Origin of the sequence: Paenibacillus hexagrammi (genome assembly GCF_021513275.1) — a bacterium.
Taxonomy (GTDB): domain Bacteria; phylum Bacillota; class Bacilli; order Paenibacillales; family NBRC-103111; genus Paenibacillus_E; species Paenibacillus_E hexagrammi.
The window spans coordinates 1831704-1856136 of record NZ_CP090978.1 but is presented as its reverse complement, the minus strand read 5'-3'; the positions used below and the strand labels follow the sequence as shown (position 1 = coordinate 1856136).

Genomic DNA, 24433 nt, shown 5'->3' with positions numbered 1-24433 from the left:
TTACTGCTTACTCCGAACCTCGAAAATGGCGAACTTCAAATAATGTCCTTCATCTACGCCGAGAATCCGCGGATGATCCATTCCCGCACCGCGGAATTCAACCAAGCGGAGAATCTTACCGGCATCTGCAGCCGCTGCATGGATCGTCTCCAAAAACAGCTCCGGACGCATGTGATAAGAGCAGCTCGCGGTCACAAGATAACCGCCCTCATTAACCAGCTTCATCCCATGCAGGTTGATATCTTTGTAACCGCGGCATGCGCCTTCAACTGCGCTTTTCGTTTTGGCGAAAGCAGGAGGGTCCAGAATGACCACATCCCATGTCCGACCGCCGCTTGTAACAGGTTTGGAAGTATCGACCTTTGCTTGTCCAGAACCCGCAACAGCCCGCTGCTTGCGATCATCCAATCCCTTCACCTGCTGACGCAAATATTCAAACGCATCCGCTACGACAAACTCCACGCGTTCCTCAAAGCCGTTCAGTTGTACGTTTTGGCGGGCACTCTCGATAGCATGCTCGGAAATGTCGAGGCAGGTTACTTTTTTCGCGCCGTATTTGCAGGCATTTAGCGTAAAGCTTCCTGTATGCGAGAAGCATTCCAAGACCGTAGCCCCATCCCAGAAAGGGAAGGTTACAACTTTTCCATTCGCATTCACCGGCTTCCTCTGAATGGTGCCTGTCTCCTCCGCCACGTCCTGGAGCATTATGCCGCTGCGGCCTCCCCAGCCGAGCATGAGTGGCGCAATTGCGGCACGATTCTCTCTTTGGTCGAAGAAATAGCCTGTTTTTTGCCCTTCTTCAATATCGACTCGGATGTGAAGCCCGTTCTCCAAGATATCTACATGTCTCGGGCATTCGCCGTATAGCAGCCCCTTCATTTGCTGTAATCCTTCCAGCTCACGGATCGGTACATCACTGCGTTCGTAAATACCCGCAGGCTGCATCACCTCGGCAAGTGCTTCTACGATTTGGTTTCGGCAAACATCCATCCCGAGCGTAAGGATTTGCACGACCAGCACATCGGCAAACTTATCCACAATCAGCCCCGGCAAAAAGTCAGCTTCCCCATAAACAAGACGATAAGAATCCGCATCAGGAAGAAACCGGCTTCGGTGCTGCAAGCAGCGGCTGATCCTTTCCACGAAAAACTCCTTCGTCATTGCTTCAAGCGGCCCGTAAGATACGATTCGTACCGTTATCTGCGACGTTTCGTTGATATAGCCGGTACCCAAGTATTGTCCAAGGTGATTATGGACAGGAACAAGCTGACCCGGCTCTGCCGAACCATCGATTCTTTCAATTTCACTGCGGTACACCCATGGATGTCCTTGCTCCAAACGAAATTTTCTTTTTTATGTAAAAAAACTGCTGCCATTTTTCTAATGCCATCCTTTTTGATGCGATCCCGTTCTCACCTGCAAGCTTGTCATGCTCGTCTGCACGGTCACATATATTTGATTGATATGTTTTGGTTGATTCTGAATGAACGATCTTTTAAAAAAGGAGACCACCAACGATGATCATAGCCATCATTCTGCCCGTTCTTGCAGGCTTAGCGATGTTCATGTTCGGGATGAAGCTGATGGAAACAGCGCTTCAGCATTGGGCAGGAGCCCGCTTACAGCAATGGCTGGAGCGGTTCACCCGCACGCCCGTGCACGGGATGGCGACGAGCACAGCTCTAACGGCGGTACTGCAGAGCAGCACCGCCATTACCGTTATTGCCATCGGCCTTGTCAATGCCGGTGTGCTGACCTTCTCGCGTACGCTCGGCATCATCCTCGGCACCAACATCGGCACGTGTCTGACGACCGAGCTAATCGGGCTCAATATCGGCAAGCTTGGCATGCCGATGCTGCTCGTCAGCGCAGGTGTGTGGCTAGTCAGCTGGCTAGCTGGACCACTGCCGATGCTTCCTGCAGAACATGGAACATCTGGGCTCACACCAGCTGTGAACAAAACCAGCTCAACGCGGACTTTCGATCTTGCAGGTCGTACCTCAAGCGGCGGGGGCCTGGAGATCGGACCTCAACGCGTGATGGACGGTGCGGCTATCAGGTCGAATCACACGCCAGGAACTCTGCGAACGAGACATGCAAGCTCAGAAGCGTTAGGCGGCAGGACTTGGTCCCCCGCGGTTCACGGCTGGCTGCGCAGTGTTCGCTACGGCTCACTCGCGGCGGCTGGCTTTGCTCTCGTGCTGCTCGGCATCGAGATCATGCAGACCATCGGGCCTGCCCTTCAGGCCCGCGGCTTGTTCGCTTGGTTTGTTGACCAAGCGCAGAGCAGCCTGCTCTGGGGCGTCCTCGCAGGCGCAGCCGTCACCGCGCTCGTGCACAGCAGCGCAGCTGTCATTGCGATGGCGATGAGCCTTGCCGCCATTCAAAGCATCCCCGTCGAGCTGGGCGTTGCCATCACGCTCGGCGCCAATATCGGCACCTGCGTGACGGCACTCATCGCAGGCGTTAGCGGCTCTCGCGCCGGAAGATTCGTTGCATGGTCGCACATCCTGCTCAATGTTGGCGGCGCCGCGCTTTTTTACCCATTCATCGAGCAGCTTACCAGTCTATCCGCTCTTCTGGCAGACAGCGCGTCTTCACAGATCGCCCGCTCCCAAACTATTTTCAACATCGCTTGCTCACTGCTTGCACTGCCGCTTTGTTATCTTAGTATGTGGAAGCGCCTTGAATCCCGTTCATAATCGCCACACCGGAGCTGGTGCCCAAACGAGTGGCGCCGGCTTCGATCATAGCCACAGCAGTTTGCAAATCTCTAACGCCACCGGATGCTTTCACACCGATGCTTGCGGATACGTTTTGGCGCATAAGACGCACATCCTCCGCAGTCGCGCCGCCAGGACCGAATCCGGTAGATGTTTTAACAAAGTGCGCGCCAGCCTCTTCAGAGAGCTTGCAGGCCATTTTCTTTTGCTCGTCGTTCAAGAAGCCTGTCTCCATGATCACTTTCACGATCGCTTTGCCTTTCACAGCATCTACAACCTTCTTGATATCTTCCCGAACAGCATCATACTGACCTTCTAACAGCAAACCGATCGGAAGCACTGTATCGATCTCAGATGCACCGTTTTCCACCGCTTTAGCCGCTTCAAACGCCTTGACTTCACTCAGACTAGCTCCCAAAGGAAATCCAACTACAGCAGCTACCTTAACTCCTGTCCCTTCCAATGCCTTATGGCAGCGAGCCACCCACTGGCTGTTTACACACACGCTGAAAAAGCCATACTGCGCAGCTTCAGCGCATAGCTTGTCAATAGCCTCTGATGAAGCATCCGGCTTTAGAAGGGTATGATCAATGTAACTTGCGATTTGTTTCGCATTCAGTGTACTCATTTCTGCACCTCATATCCCAATTTATGTAGAGCCTTGCTCAATACCGAATTGTTGTTATCATATCCAGATTCCAGCTGTTTGCGCCAAGCAATGTCCGGATCCAGCCATTCCACACCTCTGATCTCTTCGATCTGAGCTTGTAAATCCCCACCCAGGGCTTCCACTAGATAATAATGAACTTCTTTATCAATGAATCCATATTGTGGATGTGTATATTGATAGGCGATCATCTCAATCGATTCGATGATTTTCCCTTGAATACCGGTCTCTTCTACAATTTCGCGCAGTGCCGTTTCCTCGATGGTTTCCCCCGGCTCCATCTTGCCTTTGGCCAGAGTAATTTTACCGTAACGGTCCTGGATCAATTGAATTTGCAGCTGACCGTCCTGATGACGATACACGACACCGCCTGCTGATATTTCTTTCACTGCCTGTGCCCCCTTCATAAAATCCCCCGTAAACCGAACAAATAGAGGATTCCACCCCACCATAGGGCGGAATGAAATCCTCTCCACAATTACAAATTAGCTGCTTGCGCAGGTTTCGCAGTCTCAGAAACACGTAATATGTTTCCTTTGCTTTCGTTCACGCCTGCTTCCGTCACTTGAACGTGGCAAATTTGGCCGATCAAATCCTCGGAACCTTCAAATACAAGCTGAACATAGTTATCTGAGTAGCCCATCAAAAGACCGCTGTCAGGAGCACCTTTGTAAGAACGCTCTGGAATGACTTCAAGCACTTGTCCCACAAACTTCTGAGCGTAAGCAAGCTGCATCTTTTCGGAAAGATCAATCAGCTCATGAACGCGGGCATTCTTGATCTCTTCGTCAATTTGATCTTCCATCCGCGCAGCAGGCGTACCTGTCCGTTTGGAATAAGGGAACACGTGCATTTCGGAAAATTTCATTTGTTCCATGAATTTGTAGCCGTCACGGAACATTTCCTCGGTCTCGCCGGGGAATCCGACAATCACGTCCGTTGTAATCGCAACATCCGGCATGATGGCATGCAAACGCTCGATCTTCTTGGCAAATTCAGCGGTCGTATATTTTCTACGCATACGCGCTAGAACTTGATCATCCCCCGCTTGCAAAGGAATATGAAGATGGCGGCACATTTTATCTGAAGCCTGGAGCACTTCAATCACTTCATCCGTGATTTGACTTGCTTCGATGGAGCTGATGCGGATTCGGTTCAAGCCTTCCACTTTATCCAGATCCCACAGCAGCTTCGCTAAGCTGTAATCCTCAATATCTTCGCCGTAGCCGCCTGTATGGATTCCTGTCAGAACGATTTCTTTGTAACCTGCAGCAACTAATGCTTTAGCCTGCTTAATCACGCTCTCCGGCTCACGGCTGCGCATAAGTCCGCGGGACCAAGGAATGATGCAGAATGTGCAAAAGTTATTGCACCCTTCTTGAATCTTCAGAAACGCACGAGTGCGGTCAGCAAAATCCGGAACATCCAACTCTTCAAATTGACGAGTCTTCATAATGTTGCGAACAGCATTAATGGGTAGACGTTCTTGCTCAAATTGTTTAACCAGAGGGATAATTTTGTCCCGGTCCTGCGTACCGATGACCATATCAACGCCCGGAATGGCCATAATCTCCGCCGGGGACGTTTGCGCGTAACAGCCTGTTACCGCAACGATGGCTTCAGGGTTGCGACGGATCGCCCTCCGAATCATTTGCCGGCTTTTTTTGTCTCCTGTATTGGTAACGGTACAAGTATTAATGACATACACATCCGCGGTTTGCTCGAAATCAACCTGCTCGTAGCCTTCGTTCTTGAACAGCTGCCAGATCGCTTCCGTATCATAAAAGTTCACTTTACATCCTAATGTATGAAACGCTACTGTTGCCATACTGCATTATCCTCCCATCTCTCCGGTTTCATAGAAAAGGCACGTCAGACCGACAAGCGCTGCGGTCTCCGTGCGTAAAATCCTTGCTCCTAAGGATACGGAACGGAAACCGGCTTCTTCCGCCTGCTTGATTTCCTGTTCCGTAAAACCACCTTCGGGTCCGACGGCTAACAAAACGCGGCTGCCTGGAGCTAGCTTACCTTCGGCTGCTGCCGCTTGAATTGCCGGCTTCAGCTGCTGCCCGTCTTCTTTTTCGTAGCAGATCCAGGCTGCATCCGCTTCTTGAGCCAATGAAAGCAGCTGCTTCCAGCTTAGAACCGAATCCACCTGCGGCACGCGATTCCGATGGGCTTGTTCTGCCGCTTCTTTCGCAATCTTCTGCCAACGGTCGGTTCGCTTTGCTTCTTTCTTCGCATCATATTGAACGACCGTACGCTCCGATAAAAAGGGAAGAAACCGGGCTGCCCCGATCTCAGTCCCTTTTTGAATGACCGTTTCCATCTTATCGCCTTTCGGCAGGCTCTGCGCCACCCATACCTGAACGGAAGGTTCCGCTGTCAACGCCAACTCTTCCACCACTTCAGCCGTTACTTCATGTTTATCCAGTACAGTAATCCGTACGACGGCTTCCCGATCGACTCCATTGCTGCATATGACCTTGTCACCAACTTCAGATCTCATAACGCGAATCAAGTGATGCGCGTCGTCGCCCTCAATGGTCACTTGGTTTGCACCTGCCGGAAATTGACCGGGCGGAAGAAAATAACGCTGCATATGTTAAAAGCCTCTCTATCTGCATGAAATTAATTTTCTATGAAACATCCACAGAACATCATACCTGTTTTTTCGAGGAAAATCTACACTCTTAACGGTCAATTATACGCCAAGCATGGCTGCGATTGGTCTATACATCCAATTTATAATATCGTCAATAAGCATAAAATAAGGATCCAACGTGATCTGACGCAGCGGTCTGATATAAAGAATGAGGAGAAAGACGATAAATGCCCACTGTTCAAAACGCTGCAATCTCATATTTGCCCGTAGCGGTAAAATATCCTGTAGAATCCGGTAACCATCCAGCGGTGGAATGGGAATGAGATTGAAAAGAAACAGACTTAAGTTAGTAATGATCATTCTAATAAAAAATTGATCAATGGCGTCCGAGCTGCCCTTCGACATTGTTCCCTGCCAACCTTGCTGTTGAACCAGTACATATAAAAAAACGCACAAGAACGCAAGAATTAAATTACTAAGAGGTCCTGCTGCAGTAACAATAATCCCCATGAGTCGAGGATTTTTGAAATTGTTTCGGTTAACAGGAACCGGCTTCGCCCAGCCGATCCCCGCTAACAGCATGACAATGGAACCGAATAAATCAAGATGTACCATGGGATTAAGCGAAACCCTACCCATTTGGTACGCTGTTGGATCCCCAAACTTATACGCGCTGTATGCATGTGCAAATTCGTGAATTGTAAAGGAAATCACTAATGCTAAGATAATAAAAGGGAGTGTATTCCAGTCATTAAAAAGTAAGCCCTGCATGCCACCACCTACAGCTTTCTCGCCGTAATGACTACCCAGTCGGAATCGTAATTTTTCTCAACAATCGTAAAGTTCGCCGCAACCAGCGCCTTTTCTACATCGGCTTCCTTGGCGGTGATAATACCTGAAGCTACATAATAACCGCCTGGCTCCAGCGCTTCATAGACATCATTTACGAAAAGCAAAATAATTTCTGCCAAAATATTGGCGACCACCACTTGTACCGGCAGCTTCACACCATGCTCCGAGCCCGTTTCAGTCTCTTGAGCCTTGATCACGCCGAGCAAATCGCTCAATCTCACTGTAATTTTGTTTTCCAGCTGATTCAACTTCGTATTCTCGGTCGCACTGGATACCGCTACAGGATCAAGGTCAACGGCAAGTACATGTCTAGCTCCCAGTTTCGCCGCTGCGATAGATAATATACCTGAACCCGTTCCCACGTCGATCACATCATCACCTGGCTTGACCACTTTCTCAAGCGTTCGCAGGCAAAGTGCTGTCGTTGCGTGCGTGCCCGTTCCGAAGGCCATACCCGGATCAAGCTCCAAAATCAGTTCCTCTGGCGAAGCCGTGTACTCTTCCCAAGTAGGCTTAATGGTCAAGCGGTCTGACACGCGAATCGGTTTGAAATACTGCTTCCAAGCATTCGCCCAGTCCTCATCATCAACCTCACGCAGTTCATAAGTAGGGTTACCCGTATCAATGTCATAGTCACGCAGCTGTTCAATGGAGGCCTTTAGCTGCTCCAGGATCTCTTCCATATCGATACCTTGCGAAAAATATCCTTTAATAACGGCTCGGCCCTCCGGAATATCGTTCAGCGGCAATTCATACCACTGGCCAAGAGAGGTGTCTCTCTCCTTATTAAGCGTTCCTGATTCCTCGATCGATACGCCTCCCGCACCGAGCTCGTGAATAAAGTTCGAAATCATTTCTATTGCTTCTTCTGTCGTATGTACCGTTATTTCATGCCAACGCATTAACAGCGCTCCTCCATTCGTCTACCTAAAAATTTCATAATGATTATTGTACTACAATTCGTTGCACGGGTAAAATGACATGCCCTGTAAGCATCTCATATGGCAAATAAAAAAACACCTGCACCACGATACCAGCTAACACGAAGCCAGCATCTCGTCATGCAGATGTTTCTTGGTTACAGCATCCCTCCGGCGCCTTCGATGACACGGAGAGATTGTTCATACACAGACTCGTCAACGACTGCAGCAAGGACAAAATTAAACCCCGTCACGCCGCCTCCACCGCCATCACTCATTCCGCTTGCAGCCGGATCAGCTGCAACCAGTATGCCTTGGTCCGGTGTGGAGATGTCAGCGGCTTGCGTCAAGCGGCCCAGACTTCCGAAGTCCCCCCCATACGGGTTGTAAACGGACTGCAAACCGTAACCCGGATACCGGCCAAACTCATCAACGCTCACATCAATCGCACGAAGCGCTCGCAGCTTTGTCTGTACAGCAGTAGCCTGCTCTTCCGATCGGAAGTAAGCAATGATATTCTTCTCAGCCATTTACTCTTGTTCCTGTCTGGCGTCAGCAGCGTGTGCGCGCTGCACCGCTTCCATATCGTCACGGTCCGCTATTTCTGAGGAGAATTCCACATCTTCGTTTTTGGCAACCGGCAGCTGATTGTTTTGCTCATTTTGTTTAGTCATGTTCTATGCCTCCTGATTCACATAAAAATTCATTCCTTGTTTAGCTTGCCTTGTGTAAGAATTTTTATGTATCAGCCAAGCAGCAGCTATTCGGTTACTTTGAGGAGTGTTATTAAACCGCCCATTTGACCGTGTATCATTTGACCGGCATTCATTGTATGATCCATGATGTGACAGTGGAACATCCAGGTACCTACTGCATCCGCAGTTAATGCGATATCGTAGGTTTCGCCCGGTCCAATAAGTATCGTATTCATGGATTGAGGCTTCTCGACGGGATGCCCGTCTTTTGCAATCACCTGAAAGTCTATACCATGGAGATGCATGGTATGTACTTCCATCGTATCGATATTTGCTAACCGAATGCGAATCGTTTCCCCTTTTTTCACTTCCATGTCTGGTGTAAACGGATAGCTTCGACCGTTAATCGTGTAATAATCCTGATCGTCTTCATCCGATGTATTCACATGAAAACCGCTTAACATCATCGTATATTCATGATCATATTTAATCTCATTGGCAGACGGTTTTGGATCAATGATCAGCATCCCGTATAGACCGTTACCTAACTGCTTCATATCATCATAATGGGTATGGTACATAAACGTACCGGCATGGCTGGCTGTGAATTCATAGGTAAAGCTCTCACCTGGCTTCACTGGATCTTGCGTCACACCTGGAATACCGTCCATCTCATTGGGCAGATGTAAGCCATGCCAATGAATCGCTGTAGGCTCTGGAAGCTTATTGTCCAGTGTTATTCTTACATGATCGCCCTCTGTCACTCTAAGAACAGGACCTGGCGCTTGTCCGTTATACATCCAGGCGGTTGTAACAACACCTTGAACCGGTGACCAAGGTCCCAATTCAGCAGTTAATTTGAACTCTTTTGTTCCATCCGAAGCTATATGAGGAGTTAGTCCAATGCCATGAAAGACATCCTCCACTTGCTTTTGTTCCTTTTGAAACTGCTCCGTAGCTTTGGAAATGACCTGTACCTGATTCACATCTGTATTCCACTTCACCTTCACATCAAACGCATGTTCAACCGTGTCGGCTGAAACAAAGACGATTCCATTCATCATAACAGGTTCCAAATCAGGCTGATATATGGCGCCGTTTAATACAAGCCCCAAGTGTGACATACTGTGACCTGAAGCTTGAAGTGCGTTCATGTTGTTCATAGCGTGGCTATGCATGGACATGTCCGTATCCTTTTGGGTATCCGGGTAGAAGTTACTATTGATTAAAGCCGCTTGATGCGCCTGATCCCATCGTACCTCGGCTCCCAGCATTTCACCGACACTTCGAAGCGGCAGCATGACTTCGACTAGATCGCTGCTAATCATAGCGCTGCCCTCCACAATCCTGCCATCCACTGTTACTGCATGTTCGCCTTCAGCTGAATCCATATCTTCCATTCCGCCGTGGGCAAATGATAGAGAAGAAGTTTGCAGCATGAAGAATAACGCTAGAGTAGCCCCGCATGCGATTCTTTTGATAGACATTGTTAATCTCCTTTTGTTAGATATATAAATGAAAGAGAACCACCGAAGCTGTTAAGCTTCAATGGTCTCTTATCCGAAGACAATTACTGATTTAAGAAGCTGGCAAGTACGGAAGATGAAATCATCGTCTTTTCATTTTCGATACGAGCTGAGTATGGAAGCTGGACAGTTTTCCCATCAATCACCGCTGAACCGTCGTTGATTTTGACTTGTAGCTTGTGTGAACCTTTCGTCACAGTTACGCTTCTATCGGCGTCGTTCCACTTTACTGCAGCACCATGAGCCTCGGCTTCGTCACGAAGAACGGATAGAGATTTATCGGAATCCTTCCATTCGATCATTTGACTAAATGTAGGTATGCCGCTAATATAACCGACTGAACCTGCTTTTTTATTATCAAAATTCTGACTGATGATCGCATCTACTTGACCTTTTAAAGGCTCTGGCAGAATCATTTCATCGCCTGGATGCTGGAGGTTGCTCATAATATAATTAAATCCATTCAAATTGTCGACCGCTTGTAAACCCGTTGCCTCTGCACCGGAAGGAACAGAAAGAATACGAGAGAGCTTGTGAGTATCAATATTGTACGCCCATACAAAGTTATTCGCATGTAAACCGCTGTCTTCCCCGATAAACAAAGTACGAAGCTCTTCGGAGTAGGACAGGTTGTCTGGGTTGGCAATTAAATCCTCTACCGCCATATTGCCTTTGCTGTCTGCATTCGCGAGATCTTTACCCACAACAAGCCCTTTCATGACCGTAGGTACATAATCACTGTTGATCGCGTGACCATCGCGGTCTTTTTGATCACCGCCTAGGCTAAGCTCATAAGTAACGCCTGCTTTGACTTTTTTAATTTGGATATCGTCCGTAGGATCTGAACCCTTTGCATCTTTTTCCATGGATTTTTCCGCGTAGGACATGGCAATGTAAAACTTATTGTCTTTCGCATTTACAGCAACGCCTTCCATTTTATTAAATTCGGAAGTCGCTCCCAGGATAGCGCCATAACGGCGGGCTTCTAGGAATGCCGCGGCCTTCTCCATGCCTGGCTTCACTTTCAGCCACTCGACTTTACCGCTTGGATACGTTTTGATTTTAGTAAATCCTTCCGTATCCTTGTCAGCTGTTTCAAACAAATCGCTAAATTTCAAACCTTTGTCAATATAAGACTTGATTTCCGCATCTGTCGCATGTCCTATTGGAATCCACTGCAGATTAGCCATTCCTCCGTTGTCATCGCTGACTTGGTTCCACTTAGCAGCATACAACGTACCGGATGAAAGATCCTTGGCCGTATCAGCCACATACATGAATAACATCGTATTTCCACCGTCATCGCCGAAAATAACTGTCTTCATATCAGGGGCAACACGAGCAATCTCATGTGAAAAGCGTCCCATGCTGTAATGCTTTACAACCGTTGTAGTTTGGTCTGCATTTACGGTTACTTCGGGAATGTAGCCATTAGCGTAAGGATTACCTACAGCCTTATCATCTTGATTCCAAGCTTTTGCAAAAGGTCCAATATAGGTTTTCGTCGGATCTGCTTCATACTCACGTGCATCCGCATCGTATTCTTCAGAGCTCAAATGAGTGTTCCATGGAGTTAAGGAGCCGTTACATGGAATCCAGAGACCGTCAACACCACTGAAATCAACTTTCTTCAAATCTGTAGCAGCGAGCTCACCCGTTGATTTGTTTTGGTCAATTGTCGTTAGCGACATCGATGCAGGAACGAGGCCGTAAGCGGATGATCCGGAATTATTGGCAGTTATGTACTCATAGTGTGTCAGCAAAGCAAGCGGGTTGCCGCCCTTAGCTGTCGGCGCTGCTCCCTCAATTTGGAACAGGCTGTTGGAGTCCGGTGCGTCCGATACGAAAGGAACAGGATTACTGGCTACGCTGGTATCCATAATGGGTTTACCACTCTTGTCAATCGCCACACCTGCGATCGTCCCGTTAATGGATTCATCGGATTTAAACAAGGTTTTATAAGTAAGCGGGAAGGATTTCACTGTACCGTCCGTGTACGTAACGTGCAGTGATGCTCCTGAATATACTTGCGCCATTTCTTGCGGAGTGGATGGGGCTGCCATTCCTACGAACTCTACAGATTTAACTTGAACAGACTCAGCAGCATAAGTCGTACTTGGAATCATGCTTGGAGCAAGAATTGCTAGTCCTAAAATTGGAGTCAACACTTTTTTCGAGCTTGTCTTTTGTAACAATTTCATGTTTGACCTCTCCTCAATTCATAGTAATGATTCACTTTTACTAGTTTAAGAGAGAAGTATAAGGGGAATGTTTATGAACGCGCTTTATCTTGTAAAGCTGGTGTTGAGATTTTGTAAATATTCCCCAAACCAACAAAAAAAGCACTTCGATCCTCACTGACAGGTGCTCAACAAGCTCCACTCAGTGATAATTCGAAGTGCTTTATATTCAAATTGCTAATTAGTCACCCAAAAAGGCTTTCTTCATGCGTTCAAAAATAGACTGATTCTGCTCGTGAGTATGCTCGCCGCTTTCCTTCCCGAATTGGCGAAGCAGATCCTTCTGATCTTCGCTCAGGCTCGTCGGTGTAACAACGACAACCTTCACGTGCTGGTCGCCCTGGCCGTAGCCGCGCAGACGCGGTACACCTTTTCCTTTCAAACGGAAATACGTATCTGTTTGCGTGCCAGCAGGGATTTTCAGCTTCACCTTCTCGGTCAACGTCGGGATCTCGATCTCGTCTCCTAACGCCGCCTGGACAAAGGTTAACGGCACCTCGCAGTAAATGTCGTCACCTTCGCGCTCGAAGAATTCATGCGACTTCACGCGAATCACAACATACAGATCACCTGGAGGACCACCACGGGTACCGGCTTCTCCTTCTCCGGATACGCGAAGTTGAGCGCCATCATCCACGCCAGCTGGAATTTTGATATGAATCGTACGCTGCTTCTTCACCTTGCCCGAGCCGTGGCACGTTCCGCATTTATCCTTAATGATGCGGCCCTGTCCGTTACAAGATGAACAGACTCGACGATTCACGATGCGGCCGAAAGCCGTATTTTGCACAACTTCCTGCTGTCCACTGCCATGACAGACGCCGCATGTTTCCGGCTTCGTGCCCGGCTTGGCACCCGAACCGTGACAGGTATCGCAGGACTCGGTACGAGGAATATGGATGTCGGTTTCTTTGCCGAATACCGCTTCCTTGAACTCGATCGTCATTGTGTACTGCAGGTCGTTGCCTCGCTGCGGCGCATTCGGATTGCGTCTGCCTCCGCCTCCTCCACCAAAGAACATGTCGAAGATATCACCAAAGCCGCCGAAGTCCTGACCACCCATGCCGCCCATGCCTTGGTTCGGATCAACGTGTCCGAATTGGTCATACTGGGCCTTTTTCTGGTCATCGCTGAGAACGTCGTAAGCTTCCTTCGCTTCTTTGAACTTATCTTCAGCGTCCGGGGCCTTATTCACATCCGGGTGAAATTGACGTGCTGCTTTGCGGTAAGCTTTTTTGATATCTTCCGCCGAAGCATTCTTGTCGACCCCAAGCACCTCATAATAATCGCGTTTGCTCATCGTTCCACTCCCATGTTTAAGACTACAAAACGGAAAGTCAAAGCAGCGGGGAGTCCCCAACCGGCTTTGACTTCACCCGTTGCCATTACTTCTTGTCGTCTACAACCTCATAATCCGCATCTACCACATTCTCACGGCCTTTAGAACCTTCATTTGCGGCACCAGCACCTGCCCCAGCGTCAGCTCCGCCTTGTTCAGCCGATGCTTGCTCGTAGAGCTTCACGGAAAGCTGTTGAATCACTTCAGTCAGCTCTTCTGTTGCTTTTTTGATCTCATCAAGGTCATTGCCGGCAAGTGCTGCGGTTACTTTTTCTTTTGCAGCATTGGCTTTGTCGATTTCGCCTTGATCTACCTTGTCGCCAAGGTCTTTGATCGTTTTGTCAACGGAGTACACCAGTTGATCTGCGTTGTTGCGCGCTTCGACCAACTCTTTACGCTTACGGTCTTCTTCCGCGTGCGCTTCCGCATCCTTCATCATTTTTTCAACTTCATCGTCGCTCAGACCGCTGGAAGAAGTGATCGTGATTTTTTGGCTTTTGCCTGTGCCTTTATCCAAAGCGGACACGTTTACGATACCGTTGGCATCAATATCGAAGCTGACTTCGATTTGCGGGATACCACGCGGAGCAGGAGGAATATCTCCCAGCATGAAACGGCCCAGTGTTTTGTTATCCGCAGCCATAGAACGCTCGCCTTGAAGGACGTGAATTTCTACGCTCGTTTGGTTATCCGCATAAGTGGAGAAGACTTGAGATTTTGTTGTAGGGATCGTCGTGTTGCGTTCGATCATTTTCGTGAACACGCCGCCAGCTGTCTCGATACCTAGGGACAGAGGAGTTACGTCCAGAAGAACGACGTCCTTCACGTCACCTGTCAATACGCCCGCTTGAACAGCTGCACCTAGAGCAACAACTTCGTCAGGGTTAACGCCTTTGTGAGGCTCTTTGCCGATTAGCTTCTTGATCGCTTCAACGACTGCCGGAATCCGTGTGGAACCGCCGACAAGAACAACTTTGTCGATATCGTTAGGAGTTAGACCCGAATCGCTAAGCGCTTGACGAGTAGGCCCCAAAGTTCTTTCTACTAGTCCAGCGGAAATCTCTTCGAACTTCGCGCGAGTAAGATTCAACTCCAAATGTTGAGGAACGCCGTCCGCAACTGTGATGAACGGAAGGGAAACGGTCGTCGTCAGTACGCCGGAAAGCTCTTTTTTCGCTTTTTCCGCAGCGTCTTTCAAACGTTGAACGGCTGCTTTATCTTTGGAAAGGTCAATGCCTTGTTCTTTTTTGAATTCAGCTACCAAATAATCAATGATCACTTGGTCGAAGTCGTCACCGCCCAGACGGTTATCCCCGCTTGTCGCTTTTACTTCGAAGAAGCCGTCGCCGAGCTCAAGGATGGATACGTCGAACGTACCGCCGCCAAGGTCGTATACGAGGATCGTTTGATCTTCGGATTTTTCCAAGCCGTATGCAAGAGCTGCAGCAGTAGGCTCGTTAACGATACGAAGAACTTCAAGACCCGCGATTTTACCAGCGTCTTTCGTCGCTTGACGTTGGCTGTCATTGAAGTAAGCAGGAACGGTAATAACCGCTTGTGTAACAGTTGTTCCCAGGTAAGCTTCCGCGTCAGCTTTCAGCTTTTGCAGAATGATTGCGGAAATCTCCTGAGGCGTATACTCCTTACCGTCAATGTTTTCTTTGTGGTTCGTACCCATAAAACGCTTGATGGAAATAACCGTTTTGTCCGGGTTTGTGATTGCTTGACGTTTTGCCGTTTCGCCGACAACGCGCTCCCCGTCTTTCTTAAAGCCAACAACGGATGGAGTTGTACGGTTTCCTTCGGCGTTAGGGATAACGACGGCTTCGCCGCCTTCCATAACGGCTACGCAAGAGTTTGTTGTACCTAAGTCAATACCAATAACTTTACTCACGAGAAATGCCTCCTTTGTATAGGTAAAATAAGGTTGGGCCCCTATTCAAATCAAATCTTACATCTATCTATGCGAATCGAAAGCTAAGCTTCGATTATACGCTCACTTTAACCATCGCTGGTCGAATCACTTTCTCTTTCAGCATATAGCCTTTTTGCAGCTCTTCCACGACGATTCCTTCTTCATATTCATCCGTTTCAACCTGCATAACCGCTTGATGAATTTCCGGATTAAACGGCTGGCCGACCGATTCGATCGGCTTCAGGCCTTCTTGGGTCAATACCTGATCCAATTGACGGAACGTCATGTCTATGCCTTTTGCCAAAGAATCGAAATCCTTCGTTTCCTTGCTGGATGAAAGAGCGCGGTCAAAATTATCCACGATTGGCAGCAGCTGCTCAATCAATTTAAGCGAAGCATACTTCGCGAAGTCTTCTTTCTCAGCTCTAGCGCGACGGCGAAAATTATCGAAGTCCGCTTGAACGCGTAAAAAACGCTGGTAATTTTCTTCGGATTGGGCGCGCAGCTGCTCTAGCTCACCGGACGCTGCTTCAACTTGCTCCTCTTGTGGTGCATCTACATGGTTATCTGCTGCTTCAGCATCATTCGCGTATGTAGCGTTCACATCTTGTTCCGCTTGTTTTTCCCCTGTACTCAATGTCCTTCACCTCCTTAATATGCGTTCTTCTACGCTAAAGTCTGCCCATCTTTATGTTTCTTCAAAAGGTGGCTTCATTTTAATAACGGTATGGATTCGCAGGATCGCGGAAGCCACTTCCCCCGCCGCTTGAAGTGCATGTATTTTCACTTCAGTTGGATCCATGATCCCCGCATCGAGAAAATCCGTCACCTTGCCTGAATCGCAATCGATACCTAGGCTGTCTGATTCCATGGCAGCCTGGGCTGCCTTCAGCTCCTCAACCTTTTCGAGCGGATTAAAGCCCGCATTAATCACAATCTGCGCAAGCGGCTTGCGCAGCGCACCGATGACGGCGTCGACACCGAACGCCTCCATGCCCTTCATCGTCTCGCGCCGGCGCTCGAGATCGCGCGCAACAGCCAGCTCGGCTGCGCCGCCGCCGGGCAGATAGCCGCCGCGGACGGCCGCCTGGACGGCGGACGCGGCGTCCCTCGCGATGCGCGAGCGCTCGAGCGCAGCCTCGCTTGTCGCAGCGCCGACGAGAATCGTCACGCGCTGCTCGCCGCCTCCGCGGCTGACGCGCACGCGCTCCAGCCGCTCGTCGTACGCGGCGTAGCCGGCGCTGCCGAGCGCGGGAGCCAGCTCGCGCGCGCTCTTGCGCAGCGCCGTGCGCCTCACCGGCCGCGCGCCGGTGTGCTCGCTCAGCTGCAGCAGATCCCTCCGGGATACGCGCTGCAGCACGAGAATGCCGTGGTCGGAGCAGAACTGCTCCGCCTCAGGGTCAACCCCGCGGTCGGCCGCGATGAGGCCGACCCCCAGCTCCAGCAGCTTCGGCAGGCTGCTGCGGAACTGCTCTCTCAGCTCCTGATAGCGCTGATAGCCCGCTTCCGTCACCAGCGATTCCTCGCTGACGTTCTCCGGTTCGAGCGCGTCCATCAGAACCAGGACGCCAATATCGCGCATTTCTGTATCCATATGCGCATTCATCGGCTTTTGACTCACAATGATACCGGGCCACACTTCGCTCAGAGAGCCTTCGCAGGCCATGACGCTGTCTGCCAATCGGAAGCCCTCTTCATGCAGCTTGGCCTCTCCGACTCCTGCAGCCGCCGCAATAATAAGTCTGGCTAGCTCACGCTGTTCTCGTCCAGCTGTGACAGCAATTCGCAGCATAGCTGTATCCTGCAGTCCAGCAATCTCTCTCGTGCGTTCACGAAATCGTTCAACGGCCAGCTCAATTCCTTGCTGCATGCCGCTTACGACCTTGGCTACAGGAACTCCACGGGTAACCTGCGTGACGCCTTCGCTAATGAGTGCGCCCGCCAGCACGGTGGCTGTCGTCGTTCCATCCCCAATCTGGTGCTGCTGACTCTTAGCCACCTGAATCATGAGCCTGGCAGCCGGGTGTGTGACATCCATCTTTTCCAAAATGGTGACTCCGTCATTTGTGATAATGACTTCACCCTGCGATCCTACCAGCATCGTATCAAGCCCTTTAGGGCCAAGTGTTCCTTCCACTGCTGAACAGATCGCACGAACAGCCGATGCATTATTCATTAGGGTAGAAAAACGCTCTTCTCCATCGGTGTGGACTTGCTTGCTCCCACTCATGATCTGCAAGCACCTTCCTTTATTTCGCTTCATCAGCGGAAAATCGTCATCTATTTACCATACCATCTGCCGAGAACGACCTCAAGGTGCTTGGATAAATGGTTCAACAGATTAATGACCCGGCCGTATTCCATTCGGGTCGGTCCAAGAATGCCAATCGTCCCAAGAGGCTGATCTCCAATGGAGTAAGAAGCTGTAATTAAACTGCAATTGCTAATTGCCTCAAGCGTGTTTTCCGTACCGATCTTCACGGCAATGCCTTCATTAGAAGGTGTAAATAATTTAATCAATGTTGGCGCTTCTTCGAGCAGATCCAAAATGCTTTTTACTTTAACAACATCTTTGAACTCAGGTTGGGTCAGCATGTTCGTGGTCCCGCTTAAGAAAACCCGATCCTTCTCGTCATTCTGAAGCACGCTTTCCACAACAGATAACAGTTCTTCATAGCCGCTTACGTAGTTGCTGAGTTCTTGTGAGATTTCATTATATAGCTTCGACTTGAACTGAAGCAGAGGCACATTTTTCAACCTATTGTTCAGCAAGTTTACAATTTTCTCAATTTCGAGCATGGAGACCCCTTCCGGGATCGAGACCGTCTTATTCTCCACATGACCGGTATTCGTTACGATGATCGCAACTGCAGTCGTATCGGTCAGAGGAACAATCTGCAAATGCTTTAAAGTCGTACTGAACACTTCAGGTCCCAGCACGATCGAGGTGTAATTGGTAAGACTGGAAAGCACCCCAGCAACATGCTGAATGACATCTTCCATCTCTTGGATGCGCTGAGCGAACATTATTTTCATGGTATTCAGCTCATGATCCGTCAAGGTACCGTGTTGAAGCAAATGATCAACGTAGTAACGATAGCCTTTGTGCGAAGGGATTCGGCCCGCTGAAGTATGCGGCTGTTCCAGAAATCCCATTTCTTCAAGGTCTGACATTTCATTACGAATCGTAGCCGGACTGAAACCGACATTGCCTCGTTTGGAAATGCTTCTTGAACCGATAGGCTCTGCTGAGCGTACATAATCATCAATGATCGTGCTGAGAATCATACGTTGGCGTTCCGATAACATCCAAATCCCTCCTCGCTTATCGCTCTTTCTCGGTGTCGTTAGCACTCATACTCAGTGAGTGCTAAATCCTAATACAAAAAAATAACAGACCCTAAGGTCTGTTGTCAAGTCAATCCAAGCGTTTCAGGACAGCAATCTCATCGCAGCAGTACTGCTTTTTACAATGAATACAATCCCTCCACACCTTCTCTGGAAAAATGTCCTTAGGCACGACGGTAAAGCCGTTCTTCTGAAAAAAAGCAACCTCATAGGTCAACGCCATCACCTTGACGATTTGCTGCTTCCGCGCCTCTTCGACCAGGAAATCCACCAACTTACCGCCGATTCCTTGTCCTTTATAGCCTTGTGTAATACCCAGTGAACGAATTTCGACCAAATCAGGACCCAGTCGTGTTAAAGAGCCGCATCCTATTAATACGTTGTCAAACTCCGCCACGACAAATGTTTCGATCTGCTCCTCGAGCATTTCTCTCGTCCTTGGGAGCATAATCCCTTGCCGCGCATATCCTTGTATAATGTCATACAGCTTCTCAATATCGTCAGTAGAAGCTTTTCTTACGGTTACTGTTGCCGTCATCCTCATTCCCACCATTCCCCAACAAAATGCACAAAACCCACGCGAGCGTGAGCGGCTGTGCGCTGTTAGGTACGCTTGTGGATTCATGTATAAATATACAACATCATGTATATTTGCACAACTATTATTTTTTATCCCACTAGGATAGGAATGACGCGAATACTTCATTGCCCAGAAGAATTCCTTCCTTGGAAAGACGATAGCCGTCCTCCTCCGTGCGTTCGAGCAGCTTCGCATTCAGCCATTTCGTCAGAGCTTGCTCAAAGTGCTCTTCTATCTTCGAACCGAACTGCTGAGAGAAATCGGCGTTGTTTACACCTTTCAGCATTCTGAGTCCTACCATCATGAAATCTTCCATTGCCTCCTGTCGCGTCACTTCAAACTGTTCCATTACAGGAAGTCCTGACTTGGTCGCATCGATATAAGGCTGAATCCCCTTGATATTCATATGCCGCTGGCCGCGCATATAACCGTGGGCCCCAGCTCCTAGCCCGTAATAGCTGTGGTTGAGCCAATACTTCGAGTTGTGACGGCTTTCAAAGCCCGGCTTTGCGAAATTACTAATCTCATACTGCCCATAGCCGGCCTCCATGAGAGTCTGCATGATCAGCAGATACATGTCGACTTCCTCCTCCTCACTTGGGAGAGGGAGCTGGTTCCTTTGGAATAACGTATGAAACAGCGTGTTTTCTTCCACTTTCAGGCTATAGATCGAGTAGTGCTGTAAGTCCAAGGCGAGAGCTTCTTGAAGTGTAGCCTTCATGATCTCTACTGTCTGTTTCGGCAGTCCGAACATCAAATCGATGGACAGATTGCGAAACCCCAACTTCTTAGCATTCTCAAGACTGCGGTATACATCATCCGTGTTATGAATGCGCCCGATCGCCGCTAACAGCTCGTTATTGAACGACTGCACGCCAAAGCTGATGCGATTGACGCCGCCTTCTTTCATCGCGGCAAGCTTTTCTTCATCCGTTGTTCCCGGATTTGCTTCCATCGAGAACTCCACCTGCTCCGGGTCAACCGGAAAGTAGGTTCGCACCATGTTCAAAAAGCGCTCCATCTGATTCGGAAGGAGGACCGTTGGTGTACCTCCACCTACAAAGATGGTCTCCACCTTCTCGACGGGATATTGCCTGACCGTAAGCTCCATTTCGCGCTCCAGCGCATCCAGATATTCCATAACAGGCTGATCCTTGAGGACATAGGAATTAAAATCGCAGTAATGACATTTATTTGTGCAAAAAGGGATGTGAATGTAAACGGCTGTAGCGGCTGCTTCAGCTCTAGGTGTTTCCTGCATGTTAACGCAACCTCTTTTCTTGCAAGGATTAACGACTTCGTATAAAACTTATATTTTCTTATCTACTGAAAAAAAGCCAAGGGACAGAGTCAACTGTCCCCGGCTTGACTTTCATTACTCGTCGATTTTCAGCACGGCCATGAACGCTTCCTGCGGCACCTCTACGCTGCCGACCTGCTTCATGCGCTTCTTCCCTTCCTTCTGCTTATCCAGCAGCTTTCTCTTCCGGGAAATATCACCGCCGTAGCATTTGGCCAATACGTTCTTACGCATGGCTTTTACCGTTTCCCTCGCAATAATTTTTTGCCCGATTGCCGCCTGAATCGGCACCTCGAACATTTGGCGCGGGATCAATTCTTTCAATTTATCGCAGATCACCTTACCGCGGTTATAAGCACCGTCTCTATGCACGATGAAGGACAAGGCATCGACCTGTTCGGCGTTCAGCAGGATGTCCATCTTCACCAGATTAGACTTTTTGTAACCGGTCAATTCATAATCAAAGGAAGCATAGCCCTTGGTTCTGGATTTCAATTGATCGAAGAAATCGTATACGATCTCTGACAATGGAATATCGTAGGTCAATGTGACACGGTTGGAGTCCAAGTACTCCATGTTGATATACTCGCCGCGCTTCCCTTGGCAAAGCTCCATAATGGTTCCAACGAAATCGTTAGGCACAATAACAGAAGCTTTCACATAAGGCTCTTCTACAAACTCAATCTTCTGCTGATCCGGGTAATTGGACGGGTTGTCAATGTCAATGACTTCTCCGTTTGTTTGCGTTACCCGGTAAATAACGCTCGGCGCCGTTGTAATCAGCGGAATGTTGAATTCACGTTCAATACGTTCCTGGATGATCTCCATATGAAGAAGTCCAAGGAAGCCGCATCGGAATCCAAAGCCAAGCGCAGAGGATGTTTCCGGCTCAAAGCGGAGCGACGCATCATTAAGTTCAAGCTTCTGCAGTGCTTCCCGCAAATCATTGTAATCCGACGTTTCGATCGGGTACAGACCGCAGAATACCATCGGATTAATCCGGCGGTAGCCCGGCAGCGGCTCAGCCGCAGGCTTGCTTGCTTCCGTTACTGTATCCCCAACGCGAGTATCGCCGACATTCTTGATACCTGCAACGATGAAGCCTACATCACCAACATCGAGAGATTCTACGATAGACATGCGCGGCTTGAAGGCGCCGACTTCGATGACCTCGAAGATTTTGTTGGTCGCCATCATTTTGATTTTGCTGCCTGCTCGGATGGAGCCGTCCATAACCCTCACATACACGATAACACCTTTATAAGCGTCATAATGAGAGTCAAAAATAAGCGCCTTGAGCGGGTTGTCCGGATCTCCTTGAGGAGCGGGAACCTTTTGGCACACCTGCTCCAAAATTTCCTTAATCCCGATGCCTGCCTTCGCTGAAGCGAGAACCGCTTCGCTGGCGTCAAGTCCGATTACATCCTCGACTTCTTGCTTCACCCGTTCCGGATCAGCGCTCGGGAGGTCAATTTTATTAATGACCGGTAAGATTTCCAGATTGTTATCAAGCGCCAAATACACATTGGCCAATGTTTGCGCTTCAATACCTTGAGCAGCGTCTACAACCAGCAAAGCGCCTTCACAGGCTGCCAAGCTTCGCGATACCTCATAGGTAAAGTCTACGTGCCCAGGAGTATCAATCAGGTTGAGGATATACTCCTCACCATCCTCCGCGCGGTAATTCAGTCTCACCGCTTGAAGCTTGATGGTAATTCCACGCTCGCGTTCCAGATCCATCTGATCAAGAACTTGCTCCTGCATCTCGCGGGAAGACAGCGCTCCTGTATATTCCAAGATCCGATCGGCAAGCGTCGACTTGCCGTGGTCAATATGAGCAATGATTGAAAAGTTGCGAATTTTCTTTTGTCTGGCTCGAATGTCCGTCATCCTTACGACTAACCCCCAACATGCAAATAATTTTCATTATAGCAGTTGTGAGTTAGGACAGCAATCCGCCCCTATCTATCCTTTTCCAAGAACAGAGTCAAACAGGGAGACAAACAGCTTAATTCCATGATGCGCGGCGATCTGCAGCAGATCGCCCAGCTTGTTGCCCACATGGTTCAAGGAGTTATCGTGGTCGGCAACCGGCCTAGCTGCTTCTTCTGCTTTTTCTTTGGCAGCCGAACCCTTGGCTGCTTCTTTAGAGTTTGCTTCCTTCGACTTTACAGAGCCCTTCGCTGTCGGTGTTGAAGAAGCTGATACCAGGGAGGCTGCTTTATCCTTCGCCTTCCCTGCTGCTTCTTGCACCTGCGCAGAGGTTGCCGAGATAGGACCTTGAATACTTTCCATGCCACTTCTCGCTAAACTCACCCCAAACAACACGCAGAACAACAGCAGCAGGATAAATAGTCCGGCTTTTACATAAAAGTTAGCTACTCTCATCTTTCTTCCTCCCTGGCTTCCTTATTACATTGGGTCTTACGATTTGGCCGGCGCATCTACTTTCTTCGCATTTAAAATGACTTCAGAGATCGCATCCGCAAGCCAGTCTGTCGTCCGATAGCATTCTTCAAGTGTGTTATACGGTCCGCCTACTTCAATTAATAGATTGTTGGGTGAAAAATTTTGATTGTAGACGCCGTTGCCTTCACTGGCTTCCTTCGCATGTATGCCCTTGGAGACTCCCGGATGCTTAGCTTCTAACGCATCATGAATGGCATTCGCCAATTCTTCATTCTTTTTCCAATTCGGATTTTTGCCGCCGATAATGAAATAGACCTGCGCATAATCCTTGCCGTCAATGTTGATCGTCGTGTATTTTCTGGCGGCTGAATCCCTGTGAATATCAAAAAAGTAGTTCAAATCAGGATGGGCAGAGACTGCTTCTTCAAGGGTTTTCAATGAGTATTTGTAGGAAAACGGATATTTAAAGCCTTTCACCGTGCTGGGATATACGGTGTCGTCATGAACAGCGCCAATACCGTCTTTCTCCAGATTTTGCGCTAATCGATTCCCTACCGAAATAATATTGACTTTATCGCTGTAGGACTCGTCCGGATCGGAGACACCTTTTAGCTCGGGTAAAAAAGATTCATTGCTGTGCGTCTGATAAATAAAAGCTATATTTTTCCCTGCTGACTTGGGAGGCGAAGCGGCGGAGACATTAGTAGGCTTTGGACTTAGACTTGGTTCTGGGCCTTGGCTTGGTGCCGGAGTTGCTGCCGCTGAAGTTTCTGCGGATTTATCCGGATCGTTTTCAGCTTGTCCCCCGTCACCATTCTCAAACAGGCTTGCCGGAGGATTCGCATGAAACGGCTCACTTGGGTTCGCAGCGCTGCCCTGCACGAGTACCGTTGTCCTATCTTCATCCATACCCGGAAGCTCGCTCGCAATCAAACTCCGAGGATCTTGGGGATTAATATCCGTCATAAGGCGAAATGCGAAATTAAAGACGTTATGCTGTGAGAAAGTAAACTTACTTTGATTCTTATTTAGATGCGGCACTTCCATGCCAAGCATATCAATAAAAAATTGATTCGTAACAGAAGCGGCTAGACCTTTCATCGAGGACACGGGCGACGTTGTCATGCTCTTTGCTTGCAGGTAGCTGCCAATACCACTAAGAGCGAAGATAGCGAGTGTAGCGGATCCAAGCAGGAAGAATGCCTTCCCCATTGAACCGGCGCTTTGGATCGTCTTGCGAACATGGCTAAGATTGAGTGTGGCGGATGTCCATTTCATAAGTGTTTTCCTCCTAATCTATCTTACTTTACTCTA

Annotated in this window: 21 protein-coding genes and 1 pseudogene; 1 reads left to right on the top strand and 21 read right to left on the bottom strand. The window is 48.9% G+C overall.

Annotated elements, in window-relative coordinates:
- Positions 1-1376: pseudogene (locus tag L0M14_RS07955) on the bottom strand (class I SAM-dependent rRNA methyltransferase).
- Between the two features lie 141 nt (positions 1377-1517).
- On the opposite strand from L0M14_RS07955, the gene L0M14_RS07950 reads away from it, so the two are divergent.
- Positions 1518-2702 (top strand): Na/Pi cotransporter family protein, encoded by a 1185-nt coding sequence (locus tag L0M14_RS07950; protein WP_235121635.1) that lies wholly within the window; start codon positions 1518-1520, stop codon positions 2700-2702.
- On the opposite strand, the gene deoC is transcribed toward L0M14_RS07950, so the two are convergent.
- The 20 genes from deoC to spoIIP form a co-directional block, all read right to left on the bottom strand.
- Positions 2668-3351: a deoxyribose-phosphate aldolase gene (gene deoC, locus L0M14_RS07945; RefSeq protein ID WP_235121634.1), complete on the bottom strand. Its 684-nt coding sequence runs from the start codon at positions 3349-3351 to the stop codon at positions 2668-2670. The two genes, L0M14_RS07950 and deoC, sit on opposite strands and share 35 nt — an antisense overlap.
- Positions 3348-3797, bottom strand: a complete 450-nt coding sequence (locus L0M14_RS07940; RefSeq protein ID WP_235121633.1) for an NUDIX hydrolase — start codon at positions 3795-3797, stop codon at positions 3348-3350. Before L0M14_RS07940 ends, deoC begins: the two co-directional genes overlap by 4 nt.
- 71 nt (positions 3798-3868) lie before the next feature.
- On the bottom strand, positions 3869-5218 hold the full coding sequence (gene mtaB, locus L0M14_RS07935) for a tRNA (N(6)-L-threonylcarbamoyladenosine(37)-C(2))-methylthiotransferase MtaB (RefSeq protein WP_235121632.1): 1350 nt from the start codon (positions 5216-5218) through the stop codon (positions 3869-3871).
- A 6-nt stretch (positions 5219-5224) separates the two neighbouring features.
- Complete coding sequence (locus tag L0M14_RS07930; protein ID WP_235121631.1) at positions 5225-5992, bottom strand: 16S rRNA (uracil(1498)-N(3))-methyltransferase; 768 nt, start codon at positions 5990-5992, stop codon at positions 5225-5227.
- A gap of 102 nt (positions 5993-6094) precedes the next feature.
- Complete coding sequence (locus tag L0M14_RS07925) at positions 6095-6766, bottom strand: site-2 protease family protein (RefSeq protein ID WP_235121630.1); 672 nt, start codon at positions 6764-6766, stop codon at positions 6095-6097.
- Positions 6767-6774: 8 nt separating this feature from the next.
- Positions 6775-7749, bottom strand: a complete 975-nt coding sequence (gene prmA / locus L0M14_RS07920; RefSeq protein ID WP_235121629.1) for a 50S ribosomal protein L11 methyltransferase — start codon at positions 7747-7749, stop codon at positions 6775-6777.
- Positions 7750-7925: 176 nt separating this feature from the next.
- Positions 7926-8297: a hypothetical protein gene (locus L0M14_RS07915; RefSeq protein WP_235121628.1), complete on the bottom strand. Its 372-nt coding sequence runs from the start codon at positions 8295-8297 to the stop codon at positions 7926-7928.
- Entirely contained in the window at positions 8298-8441 is a 144-nt protein-coding gene (locus tag L0M14_RS07910; protein ID WP_235121627.1) for a YfhD family protein, read from the bottom strand.
- A gap of 86 nt (positions 8442-8527) precedes the next feature.
- The gene (locus L0M14_RS07905) at positions 8528-9949 is read right to left on the bottom strand and encodes a multicopper oxidase domain-containing protein (RefSeq protein WP_235121626.1); all 1422 of its coding nucleotides are present in this window, start codon (positions 9947-9949) and stop codon (positions 8528-8530) included.
- Positions 9950-10032: 83 nt separating this feature from the next.
- Positions 10033-12189: an alkaline phosphatase PhoX gene (locus tag L0M14_RS07900; protein ID WP_235121625.1), complete on the bottom strand. Its 2157-nt coding sequence runs from the start codon at positions 12187-12189 to the stop codon at positions 10033-10035.
- Positions 12190-12409: 220 nt separating this feature from the next.
- Positions 12410-13528, bottom strand: a complete 1119-nt coding sequence (gene dnaJ, locus L0M14_RS07895; RefSeq protein WP_235121624.1) for a molecular chaperone DnaJ — start codon at positions 13526-13528, stop codon at positions 12410-12412.
- 85 nt (positions 13529-13613) lie between these two features.
- Positions 13614-15461: a molecular chaperone DnaK gene (gene dnaK, locus L0M14_RS07890; protein WP_235121623.1), complete on the bottom strand. Its 1848-nt coding sequence runs from the start codon at positions 15459-15461 to the stop codon at positions 13614-13616.
- A 94-nt stretch (positions 15462-15555) separates the two neighbouring features.
- A complete protein-coding gene (grpE, locus tag L0M14_RS07885) occupies positions 15556-16119 on the bottom strand; it encodes a nucleotide exchange factor GrpE (RefSeq protein WP_235121622.1) in 564 nt (187 codons plus the stop codon).
- A gap of 51 nt (positions 16120-16170) precedes the next feature.
- On the bottom strand, positions 16171-17712 hold the full coding sequence (locus L0M14_RS07880; protein ID WP_235121621.1) for a TCP-1/cpn60 chaperonin family protein: 1542 nt from the start codon (positions 17710-17712) through the stop codon (positions 16171-16173).
- Between the two features lie 50 nt (positions 17713-17762).
- A complete protein-coding gene (hrcA, locus tag L0M14_RS07875) occupies positions 17763-18791 on the bottom strand; it encodes a heat-inducible transcriptional repressor HrcA (RefSeq protein ID WP_235121620.1) in 1029 nt (342 codons plus the stop codon).
- A 109-nt stretch (positions 18792-18900) separates the two neighbouring features.
- Positions 18901-19368: an N-acetyltransferase gene (locus tag L0M14_RS07870; RefSeq protein ID WP_235121619.1), complete on the bottom strand. Its 468-nt coding sequence runs from the start codon at positions 19366-19368 to the stop codon at positions 18901-18903.
- A 139-nt stretch (positions 19369-19507) separates the two neighbouring features.
- A complete protein-coding gene (gene hemW / locus L0M14_RS07865; RefSeq protein WP_235121618.1) occupies positions 19508-20671 on the bottom strand; it encodes a radical SAM family heme chaperone HemW in 1164 nt (387 codons plus the stop codon).
- 114 nt (positions 20672-20785) lie between these two features.
- A complete protein-coding gene (lepA, locus tag L0M14_RS07860) occupies positions 20786-22600 on the bottom strand; it encodes a translation elongation factor 4 (RefSeq protein WP_235121617.1) in 1815 nt (604 codons plus the stop codon).
- A 75-nt stretch (positions 22601-22675) separates the two neighbouring features.
- Positions 22676-23098, bottom strand: coding sequence for a DUF3679 domain-containing protein (locus L0M14_RS07855; RefSeq protein ID WP_235121616.1), 423 nt, complete (start codon positions 23096-23098; stop codon positions 22676-22678).
- Between the two features lie 36 nt (positions 23099-23134).
- Positions 23135-24397 (bottom strand): stage II sporulation protein P, encoded by a 1263-nt coding sequence (gene spoIIP, locus L0M14_RS07850; RefSeq protein WP_235121615.1) that lies wholly within the window; start codon positions 24395-24397, stop codon positions 23135-23137.
- Positions 24398-24433 lie beyond the last annotated feature (36 nt).